The 21047-nt window shown below is 36.5% G+C and carries 17 protein-coding genes; 2 read left to right on the top strand and 15 right to left on the bottom strand.

Annotated elements, in window-relative coordinates; all coding sequences use genetic code 11:
* A partial coding sequence (locus SHK35_RS03645; RefSeq protein WP_318708628.1) for a helix-turn-helix transcriptional regulator occupies positions 1 to 489 on the top strand: 489 nt, incomplete at its 5' end.
* Between the two features lie 26 nt (positions 490 to 515).
* Here the strand turns inward: SHK35_RS03645 and SHK35_RS03640 are convergent.
* The 9 genes from SHK35_RS03640 to SHK35_RS03600 all read right to left on the bottom strand — a co-directional run bounded on the left by SHK35_RS03640 (position 516) and on the right by SHK35_RS03600 (position 11132).
* Positions 516 to 1712 carry an ATP-binding protein gene (locus SHK35_RS03640; protein ID WP_318702823.1) on the bottom strand — a complete coding sequence of 399 codons (1197 nt, stop codon included), beginning with the start codon at positions 1710 to 1712 and terminating at the stop codon, positions 516 to 518.
* A gap of 270 nt (positions 1713 to 1982) precedes the next feature.
* On the bottom strand, positions 1983 to 3524 hold the full coding sequence (locus tag SHK35_RS03635) for a hypothetical protein (RefSeq protein WP_318708627.1): 1542 nt from the start codon (positions 3522 to 3524) through the stop codon (positions 1983 to 1985).
* A 57-nt stretch (positions 3525 to 3581) separates the two neighbouring features.
* On the bottom strand, positions 3582 to 4934 hold the full coding sequence (gene glmM, locus SHK35_RS03630; protein ID WP_318708625.1) for a phosphoglucosamine mutase: 1353 nt from the start codon (positions 4932 to 4934) through the stop codon (positions 3582 to 3584).
* Positions 4935 to 5304: 370 nt separating this feature from the next.
* Positions 5305 to 6009 carry an acyltransferase family protein gene (locus tag SHK35_RS03625; RefSeq protein ID WP_318708624.1) on the bottom strand — a complete coding sequence of 235 codons (705 nt, stop codon included), beginning with the start codon at positions 6007 to 6009 and terminating at the stop codon, positions 5305 to 5307.
* 28 nt (positions 6010 to 6037) lie between these two features.
* Complete coding sequence (locus SHK35_RS03620; RefSeq protein ID WP_318708623.1) at positions 6038 to 7276, bottom strand: hypothetical protein; 1239 nt, start codon at positions 7274 to 7276, stop codon at positions 6038 to 6040.
* A gap of 2 nt (positions 7277 to 7278) precedes the next feature.
* Positions 7279 to 8226, bottom strand: coding sequence for a glycosyltransferase family 2 protein (locus tag SHK35_RS03615; protein ID WP_318708622.1), 948 nt, complete (start codon positions 8224 to 8226; stop codon positions 7279 to 7281).
* A gap of 190 nt (positions 8227 to 8416) precedes the next feature.
* Positions 8417 to 8917 (bottom strand): GNAT family N-acetyltransferase, encoded by a 501-nt coding sequence (locus SHK35_RS03610; RefSeq protein WP_318708620.1) that lies wholly within the window; start codon positions 8915 to 8917, stop codon positions 8417 to 8419.
* 3 nt (positions 8918 to 8920) lie between these two features.
* Complete coding sequence (locus tag SHK35_RS03605; RefSeq protein ID WP_318708619.1) at positions 8921 to 10027, bottom strand: UDP-N-acetylglucosamine 2-epimerase; 1107 nt, start codon at positions 10025 to 10027, stop codon at positions 8921 to 8923.
* A gap of 10 nt (positions 10028 to 10037) precedes the next feature.
* Positions 10038 to 11132, bottom strand: coding sequence for a DegT/DnrJ/EryC1/StrS family aminotransferase (locus tag SHK35_RS03600; protein ID WP_318708618.1), 1095 nt, complete (start codon positions 11130 to 11132; stop codon positions 10038 to 10040).
* Between the two features lie 278 nt (positions 11133 to 11410).
* Here SHK35_RS03600 and SHK35_RS03595 point away from each other — a divergent pair, with 278 nt between their 5' ends.
* Entirely contained in the window at positions 11411 to 12580 is a 1170-nt protein-coding gene (locus tag SHK35_RS03595; RefSeq protein ID WP_318708617.1) for an IS110 family transposase, read from the top strand.
* 103 nt (positions 12581 to 12683) lie between these two features.
* Here the strand turns inward: SHK35_RS03595 and SHK35_RS03590 are convergent, their stop codons facing one another.
* The 6 genes from SHK35_RS03590 to SHK35_RS03565 form a co-directional block, all read right to left on the bottom strand.
* Positions 12684 to 13136, bottom strand: a complete 453-nt coding sequence (locus SHK35_RS03590) for an FdtA/QdtA family cupin domain-containing protein (RefSeq protein WP_330638165.1) — start codon at positions 13134 to 13136, stop codon at positions 12684 to 12686.
* Between the two features lie 362 nt (positions 13137 to 13498).
* A complete protein-coding gene (locus SHK35_RS03585; protein WP_318708615.1) occupies positions 13499 to 15373 on the bottom strand; it encodes a DUF6056 family protein in 1875 nt (624 codons plus the stop codon).
* Between the two features lie 226 nt (positions 15374 to 15599).
* Positions 15600 to 17114: a hypothetical protein gene (locus tag SHK35_RS03580; RefSeq protein WP_318708612.1), complete on the bottom strand. Its 1515-nt coding sequence runs from the start codon at positions 17112 to 17114 to the stop codon at positions 15600 to 15602.
* A 990-nt stretch (positions 17115 to 18104) separates the two neighbouring features.
* A complete protein-coding gene (locus SHK35_RS03575; protein ID WP_318708609.1) occupies positions 18105 to 19331 on the bottom strand; it encodes an HAD-IIIA family hydrolase in 1227 nt (408 codons plus the stop codon).
* Between the two features lie 45 nt (positions 19332 to 19376).
* Positions 19377 to 20021 (bottom strand): D-sedoheptulose-7-phosphate isomerase, encoded by a 645-nt coding sequence (locus SHK35_RS03570; RefSeq protein WP_318708607.1) that lies wholly within the window; start codon positions 20019 to 20021, stop codon positions 19377 to 19379.
* Between the two features lie 11 nt (positions 20022 to 20032).
* A complete protein-coding gene (locus SHK35_RS03565) occupies positions 20033 to 21031 on the bottom strand; it encodes a GHMP family kinase ATP-binding protein (RefSeq protein WP_318708605.1) in 999 nt (332 codons plus the stop codon).
* Positions 21032 to 21047: the final 16 nt, after the last annotated feature.

The following is a 21047-nucleotide window of genomic DNA, read 5'->3' as shown; positions in this document are numbered from 1 at the left end:
TTTCACACTACAAGACTGTCCGCCTATGAAGCTCTTTTGGATGATCTGTTTTTGGCCGCATCCTCGGACGGCGCCGTAAAGGAATTGAAGATATGTGAAAAGCTTACCTCTTTATTGGTTCTGCTTTTAGAGGAATGCACACAGCCCCAGGCCGACACGGCAAATTCCGCCGGAAAAAGAGATCTTTTGGAGGTAAAGAATTACCTGGACGATCATTTCTCCGAAAAAATCACTCTGGAAATGCTGGAGCGGATGTTTTTCATCAACAAATTTTACCTTGCCAGACTGTTTAAAGAGCAATTCGGCAGTTCTGTAAACCATTACCTCCTGCAGGTACGCATCACCCAGGCCAAGCACCTGCTCCGCTTTACCAGTCTTTCCATTGAGGAGGTCGCCCGCAGATGCGGCATGAGTGATGCAAATTATTTTGCCAGGATGTTCAAAAAGGTAGAAGGCATTACGCCCAGAGGGTATCGAAAGCTGTGGTGAGGAGCATCCTCAAAGGTCGCCATAACCTATCCTTGCAGCAGCCAGTCTGCTATGTCGTAAATCTCAATTCCTTCATAGCTGTACTTCGGATGTCTGGTTCGGGCAATCATTATTTTCGGGTAAGCATCTCGAATTTGAAGCAGAGGAGAACATTCTCTCTCAAATGTTTCCTGTCCAGATATGTTATCGCTTACCTGAATATAGATTTTCTCACTGCCCCTCTGCGCAACAAAGTCTATCTCTTTTTGATAGAGCTTACCGACATAAACATCATACCCACGGCGGAGCAGTTCGATACAAACGAGATTTTCATAGACTCTGCCATAGTCCATGTTTCTGCTTCCGAGTACTGCATATCGAATGCCGCTGTCACACAAGTAAAACTTTTCGGTGCTTCCAAGGTATTTCTTCCCACGAATATCGTATCGTTTCATATCGTAAAACAAGAATGCATTACACAAATACTTGATGTACTTGCCAACGGTCACATGATTTGTCGGAGTTTCATTTGCTGTCAGCAGCTGGCTGACTTTATTAGGCGAGGTCAGATTACTGATGTTATCCATAAGGAATTCGCTCAACCGCTGCAAAACCAATGTGTCTGGCAGTGCGTATTTTTGTACCAAATCTCTGGTAACTATGGTTTCATAGACTTCTTTGATATAGTTCGTTCTGTCTTTTTCGGTTTTGTAAACATAGGAACCCGCCAAACCGCCTTTGATGGAATAATCATCAAAAAGTTTATCTTTGTCTCTAATATCATTATAATACTGGCAATATTCTTGAAAACTAAATGGAAATACATGAATTTCAATGTAACGTCCGGTAAACAGAGTTGCAAGATCAGCGCTCAGCAGAAACGCATTGGAGCCGGTTACATAGATGTCGTATTTTCCCTTGGAGTAAAGACTATTGATGGACAGTTCAAACTTGGGGCACATCTGAACCTCATCCACAAACAGATAGTTTGTTTTACCAGCCTGATAATGTTCCTCTACATAACTGTGTAACGCATGGTATTCCTTGATTTCTTCATACGCCAGATCCATGAAGTCAATAAAAATAATATTGATGTTATCAAAATGGCTTTTTAAGTACTCAATATATGCCTGCATCAATTTTGATTTGCCTGAACGACGGATGCCTGTGATAATCTTGATGTCGGGCGTACCGTTGAGTGCAATGATCCTATCCAGATACTTTACTCTGGTAATTAGTTTCATGCCTTCACTCACTTTCAAAAGTTGAATTTATTTCATTTCTTGAAACTGCTTTGATATTCTTAATTATACTGCCCTTTCGTAGTATATACAAGAGCTTGCTTTCAAAAACATAATTCTGGCTGTTTCCCCATTTTTTCCAGGAATTCATAAAATGTATTCCTAATCCGTCAGATCAAGTCTGGATGAAAACCGATAGAAATACAAAGAATCATATTCCGCCTTGCAAAAATCTTCTTTTGTGACATCGTATGTAGGTTTACAACTTAATTCTCACCCTTGCTCCTTCCCCCGCACCACCACTGCATATTTCCCATACTGCAGCCTTTCGTATACATCCTCTTGCGTCAGTCCCATCATATCAATTGCGGTGTAAACATCTGCGCTGTAGCAAAGAACCACATCCGCATCCGCCCAGGAAACCGTATCCTGGTTCACCTGAACGATCTGCACATTGTCCGAAAACTCCCCGCTCTGCCAGTTATAATAAAATTCTTTGGTTCTGCCGTTCATCTCCAGCCAGCAGGAGGTTGCCAGGTTTAACTCTCCGTCCGTAAAGGCTCTTATAATCTTGCTGTCCTCATCCGTGTTTTCTACTACATAGGTAAGATATCCGTCAATCAGTCTTCCATCATCAGCATATTGCAGAGCTCCTGATCGTGCCTCCCTCACGCCAATGAACAGCAAGGCCATGAGTATTCCTGTATAAACCAATTCTCTAAAGGCATCCTTCTGCAGCATTCTGTCAAACAGCAGAACATACACCAGCGCATATCCTATAATAAAGGGAATAATGTATCGTTCCCACATCCCACTCTCTGCATGAAGCACCAGCTGCACTGCCATAATCCCAAAGCCTATGACTGCCCAGCCCACATATTCTTTCCATTTCTTTAAATCAATCACCTGATAGCAGACCAAAACGATCAGGATGCAGAAAATACCAAATACGAGGTACCACTCCAAATAGGTTCTCACGCTGTACAGAATTCCGGAAATATACTCCCTGATGCTTGTGTCCGAATGGAAACCGGCATAGCTTACATTATCCACTCCCACCTGGAACAAAGTATAATATACATTAAAACCGAACCCTGCCAAAACAGGAATGTAACACAATACTCCCCTTTTTAATAGCCGTCTTAGTGTCCCTCTTTCCTTCCTTGTGGCACAGGTTTGGAAATATTCCAGCCAAAATTTTATTGCTGCAAAAGCCGGCATCATAAATATAAAGCTTTCCTTTACTAAACCGCAGAGTATCGCAGCCACCGCAATGGAAATGTTATAAACCGGGCTGCCCCACTTTTCTTTATAATATTGCCTCCCGATCAGATATAGCGTCAACGCGCAAAGAAACAGCCCTGTGTTTTCCTGGTTGGCACTGCGGTACCATGGAGTAAACTGCGCCCCCATCATGATAATGCCCGCAAAAAGCACGCCAGTATACCATTTTGCCTTTAAATACCGGGCAGCCATATACAGCAAATGGAATGTAAGCACTCCCATTACGGCCTTATAGCAGTTCCAATAAAACATATCGCTTCCCATAATGGCTGTACCCACAACCCTCTCTACCCAATACAGGGGACGGAAACGCCACCACAGATCATTTTTTATCCACGCCAAGACAAGCTCCCCCAGCGGAACCTTGTCCATCTCCAGAGAATATTCTATGCGCAAAAGCTCATGATCATCCAGAAAATGGTAGCCAGAGGTTATCGTTTCGGCTTGTATCAAGGTGCCTGCAACCATCAGCAGACCGAAAAACAGCCCTGGGATTCTGCAAAACAGCGCGGCTTTCATTTTTTCTTTCATGAGTGTGTCAACCTTTCCAGCTCGTCCCTATTTACATTTCATTTCCTTTACAATGCTTCAGAAATCAGCTATTTTTTTCGCTATCAGTCCAGCCACTTGATCTACATATTTTTGGCATGTTCCCAGATCACTGGCTTCCACCATAACGCGGATGATAGGTTCTGTACCGCTTTCGCGTACTAAAATACGGCCATCCTCTCCGAGCGAAGCCTCAATTTCCCTTATACATTGCTGAATCTCCCCATCCGTCCTTACCGCAGCCTTATCCGCCACACGAACGTTTTTCAGCACCTGAGGATAGGCTTTATAGGGAGCAGCCAGCTCGCTCATGAGCATTTTCTTTTCCAGCATAACCTCCATCATTTTAATGGCCGTCATAATGCCGTCTCCTGTGGTAGCGTACTTCTTAAATATGATATGGCCTGATTGTTCACCGCCCAGACGGTATCCGTTGTTCACCATGTTCTCATAAACATACTTATCCCCTACTGCAGTTTTCTCATACTCAATCCCCACAGCTTCCAGCGCCTTATAGAGACCAAAGTTAGACATAATGGTGGTAACAATCTTATTGCCCTGGAGCTTTCCCCGTTCTTTCAAATAACATCCATAAATATAAAGAATAGCGTCTCCATCCACCACATTTCCCTTTTCATCCACACAGAGGCACCTGTCTGCATCACCGTCAAAGGCAAAGCCAACGTCAAGAGAATTTTCGACCACAAATTTTTGCAAGCCCTCTATATGTGTGGAGCCGCAATTCACGTTAATGTTCAGTCCATCCGGCTGGTTGTTGATCACATACGTCTTTGCTCCTAAAGCATCAAAAACGCTTTTTGCAATCATCCATGCACTTCCGTTTGCACAATCAAGCCCCACCTTTTTATCTCGGTATGAACGAGTTGCCAGGGATATCAAATAACCAATATACCGATTCCGGCCCAAAGCATAGTCCACAGTGCATCCGATTTTATCCCTTTCCGCATAAGGAACCTCCTGTACTGCCCCATCCAGATATTCTTCTATTTTCAGAAGAAACTCCTCCTCCATCTTCTCCCCGTTAGAATTCATCAGCTTTATGCCATTATCAAAATAGGGATTGTGGCTGGCGGAAATCATGATTCCACAGTCGAAGTCTTCCGTTCTCGTCACATAAGATACGCTGGGCGTCGTGGTCACATGCAAAAGATAAGCGTCGGTTCCCGATGCTGTCAGTCCAGCCACCAGTGCGTATTCAAACATATAAGAAGATCGCCTGGTATCCTTGCCGATTACGATTTTACCTTTTCCTTCTGTCTTGCTCTGCCCATAATACCAGCCTAAAAAACGCCCAATTTTATAAGCATGATCTGCTGTTAAAGTTTTATTCGCTTCTCCGCGGAAACCGTCAGTGCCAAAATATTTTCCCATATTGTTCCCTTTTCCTTAAAATGTTGTAACCGCTGAATACTCATTTACCATTTGTGTTTTTTTAATATAAAATTTAATATTATTCCATAAGCGATAACAATAAAAATATAGATTGGTGCTATAGCTTTATATGAATAATCTGGTAAATATAACTTCATCAAATAACAAACAGCATAATGAATCAAATATATGTTGTATGATATCTTCCCTACAAAAATGCACATCCTGCATATCATTTTATTAGTAAACACCGATTTCTTAAAATAAACTGACATGATTAGAATTGCGAATGCATATGGATATATAACTTCATCATAAAATGATATCATTTCGCGAAAAATCACTAAAGAAATAATTGCGACTATGCTAATTACTTCACCAATACGATAAAGTTTTTGATACCCCCCCCAAAATTTTTTAAATAGTATCCGACTTCAAATGCAAGTACACCAATAAGGATTCCTGCAATTCCTCTGATAATTCCAACTGTATACCAGTTTTCGTATACCATCCACTGACTTAAATTACCATATGTGATTACAATGTGAGAATATATAAATACAGGCGAAACAATCGACAAAACATTTACAGTTAATCTATAATGTTTAGTATACATATAGTGAATTATAAGGCTGCCGAACAGCAATGCTGGAATATATGCAGTCACCCCATTAATTACCGGGGCCGTCGGATCGAATCCAGATAATTGAAAATATATTGTTTCCCATTTTGACTGCCATAAAACCCAAAGAATATTTGTCCCTCTAACATTATTGACCAGACAGTAAACAAAAAAAGAAAAAAGAAAAGCAATAAAATACGGCGGCCAAAGTTTCTTTGCTTGACCATATGCATATTTAAGGCTAGCATAATCATCTTCACTTTTATTTTTCTTCGCATTCTTTGCCAGAAAGAATCCACTTAATACAAAAAAAAATTCAACAAATAAATAAAAGTGCCTAAAGAATACCGGGTGTCCTAAATATATCCATTCAAAATGAAAAATGGCTATTCCTAACGTAGCCATAAATCTTAACAATTCAATTCGCCAGTCTCTTCCCTTGGTAATATCCATATACCCTTCTTCCTCTGCATAAATTTCTCTATTTTGTTTTCTCTCTATATTCCGCAATATATATTGTAATCGCTCCTATTATTCCGATTGCACAAATTGCTATGAGACTATTTTTAACACTATCCGCAATAAAAACGGCAATTACAAGTAGCACATCCATAACACACATAATCCTTGTGGCATTCTTTGTTCTTGCTATGCCAACCACATAATTAACCATTATTGTACATACACTTAGCGAGATAGAGATAATACTTACATAAATAACATACTTAGCTGCTGGCAGATAATCTGCCCCATATAATATTCCAATAAAAAAATTTTTAAAGATATTAATTGGTAACATGCATATTAAAGCAAAAATAATCATCGAAGACAATGCTCTATTTAAAGTTTTACGTCTTCCTTTTTCGTCAATTGACATATCTGCTACTGAAGGCAATAAAATGGTACCTAATGTTGTTGCAAAGTAATATATTATTCTTCCAAATAATAATGCAGAACTATACAAACCACTTTCTGTTTCATTTCCTAAATATCTGACAGATAATAAATCTATATTCATATAAAGCATTAAACTTATATTCAAAATTAAAGTCTTTAAATCTTCAAACGAATAAAGTCTTTCTTTACCTAACTCGGTTCCATATTTTTTTACAATTTTTTTTGATTCATATTGCCCATATAATGCTGTTACTATAACACCTCCCAGCATTATTAAAAGTACCATATATAGCCTATAATTATCATTTTGGGTGCTAATGTATGCGCCGCCTACTGCAACAAGTTTATATAGAGGTATAAACATTGAATATATACCTACTAAAATAAATCGCTTATTTCCCGAAAAAACTCCTGAATATAGCGGTTGAAAAAAACCTAATGCTGCCAATATAAATGCCATCATCAAAACAAATGTATCATTTATTGATAAAATTTTTCCCCAAAAATTTTTTCCAATGCAAAGAAGAAAAAAAACTACAACTGTCAGAATCAGCACAACCTTCAGTTGCTTCACTAAATATTGCCTTTTACCTTCTTTACCACAACCACTTGCATAGTATTTTGCGACAACCATTGTTAATGTTGTTCCTGGCACAGCAACAATCATCATAAAAGAAAATATTGTATTGACAGTTCCATACGACTCTACAGAAAGCACTCTTGCTAATACTAATTGACATAAATAATTAAGGGCACTTGCTGTTATGTTTAAAACAAATAATATTGTGCTTGCTCGAAGCAATTGCGTATCTTTCTTCTCCATATCTATTCTATATAATCCTTACTAGTATCCTGTACAAGGAAAATTGGTCTCTTTTTATTTTCCAAATAATCTTTAGCCAAATACTGCCCTAGAATACCTATACAAAACAGTTGAATACCTCCAATTAATAACATCAAACAAATCATCGTTGCATATCCCGTTCCTGATACTCCAAATACTATTGCTTCAACAATCATAGCAATAATCATAACACATGCAATCGCGCAAAATATCAATCCCATAATTGATGACAAATATAATGGAATAGTTGAAAAAGCAACACAACCCTCAATAGAATAAGCCAGTAACTTTCTAAAAGACCATTTCGACTCTCCTGCTGCTCTATCGTCAATTTCAATTTCAAACCAATAAGTTCTAAACCCTATCCATTCAAAAATTCCTTTTGAAAAGCGATTGTATTCAGTCATATTAACAATCGCATTTTTTGCCTTCTTACTAAACATTCTATAATCCATGGCATTATCGCCCATGTTTATACCAGATATTTTATTCATAAACTTATAAAAACACTCGCTACAAAACGCTCTAATCTTCGATTCATTTCCCCTGTTCTTACGTCTTGTTGCAATCATATCAAACATTCCAGTTTGCATTTTTTTATACATTTCAGGGATATATTTAGGAGGATGCTGCAAATCAGCATCCATAATAATTGTATAATCACCTTCTGCATATTTTAATCCCGCATACATCGCACTTTCTTTGCCAAAATTTCTTGAAAGTGATACAAATTCAATATGAGAATCTTCTGCAGACAGTTTTACTATAATATCTTGAGTCTTATCTCTTGAACCATCATTCACAAAAATAACCTCATAATTTTCACATTGCATTTCATTTTGCAGAACTTTAGTAATTTCATGGTAAAAAATTTCCAAAACAGCTTCTTCATTATAGCATGGCACAACAACACTTATTTTTTTTCCCACTTCCTTACTCCTCCATTCTACGCATCATTGATTTCCATCGTACATGAATCTTTTTTACATATCTAATTACTTTTGCAAGCATTTTGATTCCAATTTTCCACTAAACACTTTTTTAACCCTGAAAAATACTCATTAATTATCCTCGCCCAAAATGTTTATCCATAGATTTAAATAATAATATTTTATTCTATTAGCTTAATTCTTCTTTCCTTTTTAAATACCAAATGTATTTAGCTATCTCTTCTTCTGAATATTCCCCCCGAATCATTCTTTTAGCCGCATCATCCCTTAAATATCCGTTCTTTTCATAAAATCTCACTGCACGCTTGTTTTCGGGAGATACACACCAATACACATATTTAATATTTTCTTGTTCAAATGCAATACGAATAATTTCCTTCATTGCATCAGAAGCAATACCTTTTCCCATCGCTTTACTTCTCATAATAATAGCAAATTCAGCAGACTTTTGATATATATGCTTTAAACTAACAGTTCCCATATACTCATCATTTTCATCCACAACTGCCAAATTCATATTTTCGCCATTTACCGCTTTAGAAATAAAATCTATGCAATCATCCAAAGATTTTGAAGCAAAATCCGTTCTCAAAAAACCTGTTACTAATTCATCATGCATCCACTCCAACATAAAAGGAGCATCATCAAATCTTAACTCTCTCAGCCTCAACTACTATCCCCTTCTTCCGCAATACTCATCAATAGCATCCATTATAATATTACTTGGCAATTTATCCGGAATAACTCTGGGTTTCTTGTAAGCCATATAATTATCCGCAAATTCTGAGATTTTCGAATAATCACCTTTGAAGCAAAATGCGTTCCAGCCAAGCCCCTCTGAGTCTTCTTCAACCTCCGTTCTCATTATCAAATAAGGTTGTCCCAAATAATAAAATTCTTGCTGATTTCCACATCCATCTGCCATTACAAATTCACTGTGAATAACATAATTGATAAAAGATACATAGTCCTGACGTGGAATTTTTATTATATTTTTACAATCTTCAAATTTATCCCATAAGCCAAATTTTATGAGTGCATTTTTTGTCTGAACATGATAAATGAAGACGCATTTCATAGTCTCTGACATTTCAAAAATTTTTGCAAAAGTGTTTCTCATGAATTTCCCATCCATAAGGTTCTCTTGTCTATGAATCGCTGTCAAAAAATATTTTTCACTAAGTGGGCTTTTTCTTTCTTCTTTATCAATCACATCCAATGCATTATAAAGAATTTCAATTCCTGTATTATAAATAGTGTTCACCGCACGTCCTTTAAATGTTTTTGCGGCATATTCTGCTGCTTCTGCCTTTTGGCAAAAATTTATTACAGAATTTTTTGACGAAAAATATCGATCAATTTCCTCCGGGAAAGGAGAAAACCAATTAAATGATCTCAGTCCACTCTCCACATGCATATATTCAATATCACACTTACGAGCTATTCTTGCCCCCATTAATGTTGACAATGTATCACCATGAACAATCATAATGATCTCTCTATTCCTAGCCTTCTCCTGTTTCATAACCTTAACACCTAAACGTTCCGTTTTAATAAACCATTTTAGGTAGTTAGTGGCTGTTTTTTGGTCAGGCATCTTTTCAGTCAAGTCAACATCTATATTCCCACCGACTAAACCCAAATAGTAACTATTCTTAATATCATTCTGACCATTAGATATAATGCTGCATTCATATCCTCTCTGTTTCGCTTCTTGAATAACACGAAACATTTTCATTAACTCAGCTTCTGTACCAATAAAAAAATATAACTTTTTCATTTTTTGACTCCTAGCTAAAATCGTTAAGTGCATCTATAACATATTTTACTTGTTCATCTGTAATTCCATAATACATTGGAATGCTGACTATTTCATTCGCACAGCTTTCAGCTATAGGATATGTTTCATCCGTAAGGCCTTTATATGCTTCTTGTTTGTGAATAGGAATCGGATAATGAATAGTAGTACCTATCCCTTTTTCATTAAGATAACTTACCAATTTATCTCTTTTATGAGTTCTGACAACGAACACATGCCATACACAATCGAAAATCTCATCAGATATCTTTGGCAATTTGATAATAGGATTATTTATTTTAGAATAATAATCATTTGCAACGCGTTTTCTATAAGCATTCCACATATCAAGCTTTGAAAGCTTTACATTTAAAAAAGCCGCCTGTATCTCATCCAATCTTGAATTATTGCCTTGGTAAATATGGTGATATTTAATCTTTGAGCCATAATTAGCTAATGTTCTCACTTTGTCTGCCAATTTCTCGTCAGCGGTAACAACAGCGCCTCCATCTCCAAGAGCGCCTAAGTTTTTCCCTGGGTAAAAGCTAAAACCAGCAGCGTCTCCCAAACTTCCAGCCCTTTTCCCTTTATACTTTGCTCCATGAGCTTGTGCAGCATCTTCAATTACTTTTAAATCATATTTCTTTGCGATTTCAAGTATCGGATCCATATCTGCACATCTTCCATACAGGTGAACCGCAATTATTGCCTTGGTTTTATTTGTAATTTTATCTTCGATTAATGACGTATTAATTGTATATGTTTCTTCATCCGGTTCGACCAAAACAGGTTTTGCACCCACATAGGACACTGCTAGAGCTGTTGCAATAAATGTATTTGCAGGCACTATGACTTCATCACCTTCACCAAATCCATAGCTCTTCATAATTAAAAATAAAGCATCGAGCCCTGTGGCACAGCCTACACAATATTTATTTCCACAATATTTAGCAAAATTTTTTTCGAATTTTTCCAGTTCATTACCTTTAATAAAAATATTGTTACGATAAACCTCCTGAAATTTCTCAAAGATATCAGTTTCAATAGCTTTGTGCATTGTTTCAAAGGACACAAATGGAACATTCATATTATTTCTTGTATGATAATTAGGAAGTTAATTATCACACGTTCCTTTCTTTTTAATATCGTGGTTCAATACAATTCAGATACTATGGACTTTTGATTCTTATTCTGTAGCTTGACTACTCGACTGGAGTGTATTGCCGCTACCTTTATCTGAATTGTTTATCAGCTGGATGTTGCCGGAGTGTTTTTCACTCAGAGTACTTATTTCTATCAAGTCTACAATGATAATCGATGGTGGATATCATGGTATCAGACTTTATGAAAGGGAGGTACAACCTCATGAAAATTTTTGTTGGCATTGATATTGCCAAACTCAACCATTTCGCCGCTGCGATTTCTTCCGACGGTGAAATAATTCTTGAGCCGTTCAAATTCACAAACGACGCTGATGGCTTCCAACTGCTGGTCTCTAAGCTCGAATCATTCGACAAGAACAGCATCATCATCGGTCTTGAGTCAACGGCACACTACGGTGACAACCTTGTTCGATACCTTGTTACTGAGCTTTACCAAGTGTGTGTGTTGAACCCCATTAAAACCTGTCAGATGCGAAAGAACAACATTCGCAAAACCAAGACAGATAAGGTCGACACATATATAATTGCTAAAACTCTTATGATGCAGGATAACCTCAGATTCGTCAGTTTCTTTGATTTAGATATGATGGATCTTAAGGCTTTGGGACGCTTTCGGCAGAAAACCATAAAGCAGAGAACCCGCTTAAAAATCCAACTGACAACCTATGTTGATCAGGTATTCCCGGAAATTCAATACTTCTTTAAATCCGGTCTGCATCAGCACGCTGTCTATGCTTTGTTAAAAGAAGCACCTTCTCCTAAAGAGATTGCTTCCATGCATATGACTCATCTGGCAAATCTGCTCAAAGTGAACTCACACGGACACTTTACCAAAGAGCAGGCCAAAGAATTAAGAGTTCTGGCACAGAAGTCTGTCGGTGCAAACGACAGCGCTATATCTATTCAGATAACTCAAACCATTCAACAAATCGAGTTACTGGATAGCCAATTAGAAAAGATTGAAGCTGAGATGACGGACATCATGAAATACAACGATTCTGTCATCATGACCATTCCTGGTATCGGATACATCAATGGTGGAATGATTCTTGGTGAAATAGGTGATATTCACCGTTTCTCCAATCCGAATAAGCTGCTTGCATTTGCTGGTTTGGATCCGTCTGTTTATCAGTCTGGTAACTTTCAGGCTAAAACAACCCATATGTCCAAACGCGGCTCCCGCGTTCTAAGATACGCTCTTGTCAATGCAGCTTGGAACGTTGTTAGAAACAACGCAACCTTCAAGGCTTATTATGATGCCAAGAGGGCAGAAGGCCGGACACACTACAATGCACTTGGGCATTGTGCCGGCAAGCTAGTCAGGGTCATCTGGAAGATGCTCACTGACAATGTAGCATTTAACCTCGAGTAAGAGGTCTGTATACCAATATCGATAGATTTGAAAAAATGCACCCACCCGGGAGCTTTATTAAAGTTACCCTTTTTTACCATCGATACGAAAAAAGAATTTTTTGCTAATTTATGCTTGACTTTTCATAGCTGGTCTCCTTCTTTCCAACATATTTTAAAAACTCATCATAGTCTCTAATATAATCAGCTTCATCATAGTATTCAGAAGCCAATACCATCAAAACTGCATCTGGGGAAAAATCATACATCTCTCTCCACATATCATTAGAAACATAAACCCCCTCATAGGGCTTTTCAAGAGGTATTATCTTCTTTTCAGCTCCATTGTCCAACAGAATCTTGCATGATCCATGAATACAAATCAATATTTGTTTCAGTTTTTTATGTGCGTGGAACCCTCTTCTTACCCCTTCTCCTGTATCATACATATAATATACTCTTTTAATTTCAAATGGGATATCATTAAACTCTTCAAGCGCTACAAGTTGTCCTCTTTCGTCGCCATGTTGTTGAAAAACGTACTTCATTATTTGCATATTATCTTCAGAACCTCCCATTTAAATTTAATTGTATCCTATTTCAGCACAAAATACGCTCGTACTCATTTCATGAATCCTTCTTCCTTAAATCAACTGCACTGCAAGCATGAATCGCCTGCAAAATCTCATCAGCTTCTTCAAGCATATGAGAATCCCTTTAATGTTATATCCATTTTACTTTACTTCTGCTATAGTGCTATGAAATACCTATGAAGGCAGTAAAATTGCTGAGTTGAAACATATTATAATCTTATAAGTAAACAATGCTTAGGCACGTTTCGAAGGTTACTAGTAGTCATCTATTTCCTTGGCATTAATTTACATATCGTAATTTTGAAATCTCTAGTGAACCTTGTAAATATATCCCTCATGGCAAGACATTAATACCAACAAGAATAATCTGATATTATGTCTATTATATTCCCTTCATTATCCATTATATATAACAAATACGTATACTCATTTATCTCGTCCATATCCATGGCTACAGATAATTGTGCTTCTTTTAAATGATCTTCATATACACACAATTCTCCATCTTTTTGAATAACATAACAATATCTGACATCATTATAATCATTCGCAGATATTAATTTGAGATTAACCCAGCCGTCGGAATTTTTTTCTTTTGAAATTAAAATATAAGCATCTTTATTATTAAATAAAATTTTTGTTTTTTCATCTAATTTATAATGTTGTAGCATAAATTTATAATAAACATCATTATTGCTAGGGTTTACTCTGCTTGAACCATCTTCTAGCTCTATTAACATTCTTCTTCCCATTGCATCTTTAGTGAACTCGGGGAAATTTACAATTTGATTGAAATCCCACTCTCCTAACAATTGCCTTTCTCGTATGACTTTTGCAATTTCAAGACGTTCCTTTTCAACATCCACCTGCCTTTTTACAAAAAAAGAATCCAAATCTATTACAAAAATTGTTGTTAAAACAAAAAATATCATTAAAGTCTTCTTTAATTTATTTGAGACCACAGCCATTCCATTCTTTATCTGCGACATCAGAATGGCACATAAAGCAATTAGCAAATAAATTGCCAATGAATAAATTCTAGCGCCTACATTTATATTCAATATGTGTATTAAACCAGACAACAAAATCATTAGCAGTAGCGCCAACAACTCTCCAGTTCTCTCCAAGATAAAAAACACATAAACTAAGGAAACCAAAATTAATAGAAGTAAGAATGGTATCGTATACTTATATAACAAATCAAAATAAGTAAAGAAATCATCTAATACATCACTTTGAAATTTTTCCCACCCTATAATTAGTTGTACATTAGTGCTTTCACTTAAGTCAGTATTTATAATTACATATATTTGTCTTAGAAATATAATTACTGAATAAACGCATGATACCAGCCAAGCAGAAAACCACAAAATAAATCCTTTAATCTTTTCTTTATTTATCCAAATAACCAATAAGAAAATTACTGATAGACATAATAATATAGCGTTATTATCAACTAATATTTCTATAATATTTCTATAAACATTTCTAATTTGAATATTAGCAATAGCTGCACTATTGTTTAATCTCCCCCCTCTCGCAAACAAACTACTAGCCAACATAAAGACAAAGCCAAAGCAAGCAGTCAGTAAACATTTCAAATATATTTTTTCAACTTTCTTATACTTTATATACCTATATAACAGCAAACTGCCGAATAAGCCCAGCAATGCTATAGAGCTATTCTCTATCCATACTCCCCCAAAAAATACCATAATATACAAATACTTTAATTCTGCAAGAGTCAAATTTCTCTCTTCGTTCTTTTTTACTAAATATAATACTCCAAGCACCAAAAAATACGATGTGACATATAAAGTAGTTGCATAAAAATAAACTTCATTCCTAATGTCCCACGCAACCAAAAACACACTTAATGCAGAAAATACTCTCGTAAAGCACTCGTCTGCTTCGTTTAAAGAAACACCTATTTTATAAATCAGCACAGAGCAACTTGTTATAAGCAAACTGTCTACCAAGGCTCTTATATATATATTCCCATCAACAATAAAACTAAAAAAATTACTTAAAACTCTACCATTTGCTAAGCAGTACCACCTTATTTGACCAAATATATAACGCAAAGACGATTCTATTTCGTATATTATATCTCCTTCTATATATCTATCACCTACCGGAGGGATTAATACTAGCCATGTGAAAAATATAATAAATTCAATAAAAAAAATTAGGTTTTTTTTTATTACTTGTCTAATTGCCATAATCATACTCCATTTTTAAATATGAGTTAAGGGTTTGCAAAACACCACAAAACACATAAATAGTTATTTTTGTCATTAAAAAGCAAACGCCCTTCAATGAATATAGCATATAAAACTAATAAGAAATGCCTTCTTTCTTGTTTTAATCAAAATTTCAAACAAGTCTAACAATTTCTTCACTTATCCATAAAATATAAGTTATAAAGGAACGCTACCCATCCAAACACTAATTTGGTTGGAAATCTTCAATCCAACATGCTTCCGTTCCGTATGGAATTGGATGATTTTCATCTGGATATACAATAATCGTATTTCCTGTCAATAAATTTATATCCACCTCGTCCCACGTATTGTAATAATATACATTTACACTTTTGTCAATATAATATCTAAAGAAAATGTTTCCGCAAAAAACCCAATTATAATCGCCAGGTTTTATGCAACAAATATTTTCTACCGGTTTCTCTTCAACCAACGTGGAAACATTTTCAAAACATGTCTGAGCCATTTCCTGAGAGTATCTATAATGCACATGTACTTTGTTTTTAACATAATAACCATTCATTAACACCAAAAAAAAGTTAAGAGCCAGCACACCATATAAACACTTTTTGTTTTGAATAGTCTTTGAAAAGTACAAAAGCATTCCTAAACATACACTTACATACGATATCCAGAGAAAACGATCTTCCCCATGTGTTTCTCCAACCAAAGCATAGCTAAATAAGCTTGAATAAGACATTAAAAAAATAATTAAAATAGTAAGTGCGCTTTTATTTTTTTCCTTAATGTAATTGCTTAAAGCCCAAAAAAATATCCCTATTGAAGTAAGCAAAAAGCAAGAAGCAATAATCAATATATACGTAGGGAGGGAGAAAAAATCAAATCCTCCATGCCATTGGTCGCCTATTGAAAAACCATACATATTCACAGCGCCTCTGATAGCATAAGCAGTCATATCGCCAATAAGGGAATCAACCTCTCCTCTTCCTGTATTTAAACTTGTACCCCCCGATAAATTTATAAAAAGTGTTCTTGCAATAATCGGAGTGCTCATAATTATTGTATATATAACCTTTTCTTTTAAAGCTATTGCCCTATTTATTGCCATCGCAAAAACAAAAAGCACAATTAAATACATAAATCTTTCTGCATTGAAAATGATTGCCGTAAATACGGCAAAACATAGCAATACATTTTTTCTTATATTCTGTCTTTCACTTCCTTCTGATATTTTTATTACTAAAAACAAAAAAACAATGCTCAAAACCAAAGATAATGTTTCGCAAATACCTATCATTTGCCAAACTGCATATGATGAGAATGGTGTGGAAATGAGTAGAATTGAAACAAGAAAAGCACCTATTTTATTTACACCTAATCTATAAGATATATGTGCAACCAAAAATGCACCTCCTGCCAACATCAATCTATTTAATAAATAATATTTGCTGAAATCCAATCCACATAATAAATAGCTCAGATAAAGCAAAATCGTTGAAACCGGGCGAACTTTTCCCATCTGTGCATTTATAGGATTAAACAACACTCCCCATAATCCCTCTTCCACATAATTACTTACTGCCGTTAAATCATCACCCATTAACACTTCCCAACTATTGTTAGGATAATAAATAAAAGTAAATGCTATTATTGATAAAAAAACAATTATGCGCCAAATCACAGACTTGTTTCTAATAACTATATTTTTATTAAGCAAATCCTTTTCACTAGTTTCCATAAAATCCTTCCTTTCATTGCTTCTACTTTATAAAAGGTGTTTACTAATGTTAATATCGATGCCTAAAAATTGTCTCAAAAATGCCTTCAGCACTTCATTCTTAACCCTATCACTTATAAAGGGAATTAGGAATTTCTTATATCATTTTCTTCATAATAAGCTTCTCTCCTTTTTGATTCCAATTCCTACTTATTTTTCAAGCAGAGTAATTCCACCCATAGGTTTTACTCCATGTCTTATAACTGTGTTTCACAACTTCGATCGGAACTAAAAAGGAAATTTACGCATTTATCCCCTCTTTTAGGCACGGTTATGGGGACAGCGTTTCCTGATGAAATGTTAATGTAACTATATTTTGCTTCGCAACTCTTTCTTCCGTGCTTTACTCAATGAGCTGCAACTATGAATGAATCAACTTTTAAAAAGGTAAAATCCCACTATTACAGAGAAAATGGGGAGGTCATTTCTGCTTCTGTATCTATCCCCTCCTATATGTGGTTCCCAAACTCTTATAAAGTATATTAGGCACGTTCTTGAATGTCCCATAGTCACCATTTCCTAAATTGACAGGCTGAACAGTAATCTTGCCACTTACCATGTTTAGTAAATTCTTATTCCTTTTTCACTTTGGAGTCTCAATTTTTATAAAATAAAAAGGAGTGTAAGCGCCCTTCACATCCAATAAGCCACTTATAACTGCATCAGAGAACAACTCTTTTTGGATTTTCAGTTCCTACTCGCATATCCTTTTTGCAGTATGAAAGATTCCTTTTCTCAAAATTATTTTAATTCTTTAACACCATTAATTCGTTTTACGCAATAACTATACTACTGACAAATTGATTTTCTGTCAAGATAAACTGTACAGAACAATTCACTTCTGCAGAAAGCTGAAGCGATAAATTTATTTCAAAATAATGGATTTAACGTCCATAATCAAGAACATACTAAATCACATTTCACAAATTTAAGTTTTTACCTTTCTTTACGTTATTCTTCATCTAACTCAAATGCCGCATTTTGCTTTGTTCTGATTACTCTGCACCCGGCATTTCTCCCTGCTTCCATATCTCGCTCATCATCTCCAACCATATAAGATGCCGACAAATCAATGTTATACTTTTCAGCAGCTTGATATATTAGACCTGGTTTGGGTTTTCTACAATCACACTCAATCTTGTACTCAGGTCTTTCACCTTCAAAGCCTTTATCCGGATGGTGAGGGCAATAGAACAAATCGTCTATATAAGCCCCTTCTTCTCCTAACAAAGTCTCTAGCTTTCGGTGAATAAGCTCTAATTCTTCCAAAGTACATTCACCGCGGGCTATTACAGGCTGATTAGTGATAACAATAGCCAAATATCCACTTGCATTGATTTTTCTGATAATTTCTGCGACTCCCGGAATCAATTCCAAGTCATCAGCCCTGGTAATAAATCCCTTATAAACATTAATTGTTCCGTCCCTGTCCAAAAAAACAGCCTTCTGCTTATTTTTCAAATTCTTTGCATGAACCAGTCCACTCTCCACATCGCGCGTTACCATCTCATATCTATCAGGAGTCCCCATGTCCTTCACATATTCAGGAGAATCATACGCAACCAAACGGTGTTCTTTTAACAACACCTTCAGAATATCCCTGTCTAAATCCGTCTTTTTTACTTCCTGAAACATATCCAGCACATCCGGGGACAGAATATGCAGTCCTGCATTTACACGGTTTTTGTAATACGTTCTTTTGTCCTCTTTATTCAGCCATTTCACAACAAATCCTTCCGAATCCGTTTCCACAATCCCACTGTCATATGGATGATTGTTTGGATGCGTAAAGATAGTTGCCGCACCTTTTTTCTCTTTGTGAAATCTCATAAATCTATCAAAATCAACGTCAAAAATGATATCACCATTCAAGAGCAAAAAGTCATCCTCAATAATATCTTTTAAATAATATAGAGCCCCCGCCGTTCCAAGCGGTTCTTTCTCTTCAATGTATCGAATAGACACGCCATACTTCTGTCCATCTTGAAAATATCCTTTAATTACATACCCTATGTGCCCAATGACCAAAATAATATCAGTAATGCCCTGTTCCCTTAAACATTCAATCTGATGCTGCAAGATAGGCTTACCACAAATTTCTATCATTGGTTTCGGAATGTCACTTGCCACAGAAGCAATCCGTGTTCCTTTTCCTCCCGCCATAATAACAGCCTGCATAATATTTCCTCCCGGACTACGCTCATTTTTCCACACAATTTAAGCCTACGTTTCAAAGAAGAAGTCTTCCAGCATCAAACATAACGCATGATATACCGGCAAGTGAAGTTCTTGAATCTTGAAGGTTTCCTTTTCTGGAACAATAATTGCCACGTCTGAAAGCGCCTTGATTTTTCCTCCATCTCTGCCGGTTAATGCTATCACTTTCATGCCTTTTGCTTTGGCAACGATTGCAGCACTTAAAATATTCTGAGAATTACCTGATGTGGTAATTCCCCAAAAAACATCTCTGTCTGTCCCATAACCATTTACCTGCTGCGCAAATCCCAATGTGCCGTCCACATCATTCAGATATGCCGTACTCAATGCCGGATGCCCTGTCAATGCAATGGCAGGAAGTGCCTGCTGTAAGTCTTTACACAAGTCGGCTCCCATTTTCTCATCTACAGACAGAATATTCTTCTTCTCCATATCTGTAAGAGGTCTCTGTTTCACGAACCCCTTCATAAGCTCTCCCACTATGTGCTCAGAGTCTGCGGCGCTGCCACCGTTTCCTGCTACCAGCAGCTTTCCGCCACCCACAAAAGACTCCTTCATAATTTCATATGCAGCACGTATTTGTTCCTTACAGGTTCCTAATTGTGGATATCTTTCTAATAGCTCAAATAAAATTGTTTTCTGCTGTGACATTTTATTTCTCCCTATTTTCTTGGTTCATAACTTTCCGGAGTATAATGAATCACTCTGGTCCCAGCCGTTTCAAATTCAAAAGGCACATATAATAACTTTTCTAACGCTTCACGCACCTTATCCTGTTTTTCCATTTCCACATAAAACAATAAAAAACCTCCACCACCAGCTCCAAGCAGCTTTCCACCAATTGCCCCAGCTTCTATCGCTTTCTCATAAACAGCATCTATAGAATCCGTTGACACCTTGGATGTGATTCCTCTTTTCAGCTTCCACGTATAATCTAATAAACGTCCAAATTCATTTAAATCGCATTGGGAAGTCAGAACTTTCTCCGCATCGTCTACCAATGACAGCATTTCCAAAAGCTGCGCTTGTTTACTCTTGAGATTTCTGGTCGCTTCTACTTGAATATCAGAAGAAAATCTGGAAAATCCAGTAAAAAACAACATCAACTTCCTATTTAAATCCTCTTTGCGTTGAGGAGCGATGATTACAGGATTTACTGTATAACCTTCCGCATCAAAGTTTATTCTATTAAAACCACCAAAGGACGCTGCAATCTGATCCTGCACTCCTCCACTTTCATTACAAAGCACTCTTTCCAGATAGATTGCTTCGTCTGCCAGTTTTCTCTTATCCGCATATTTACCTTTCAAAGCATAGAAAGCATTGAGCATTCCAACCGCAAAAGAACTGCTGGTACCCAGACCAGAACGCGCTGGCAGATCTGCCTCATAGGTCAAACGGATTTCATGCATATCAAGCAGTTTCATCGCTTCCCTGATAGCTGGATGCTCTATATCCTCTATCCTGGTTACACGCTCTGTCTTTGCATAAGAAAGCTCTGTAGAATAGTCAAAAAATCTGGGTAAATGCCTTACATTTACATAGCAATACTTATCAAAAGTGGTAGAGATAACCGCTCCGCCATGTTCTTGATAAAAGCCCGGGAAATCCGTCCCTCCTCCAAAAAATGACATCCTAAACGGTGTCTGAGTTATAATCATTGTGCTCTCCCTCTAT

Origin of the sequence: Candidatus Acetatifactor stercoripullorum, from assembly GCF_944382095.1 — a bacterium.
Classification (GTDB): Bacteria; Bacillota; Clostridia; order Lachnospirales; family Lachnospiraceae; genus Acetatifactor; species Acetatifactor stercoripullorum.
This window is presented reverse-complemented; position numbering and strand designations above follow the sequence as displayed.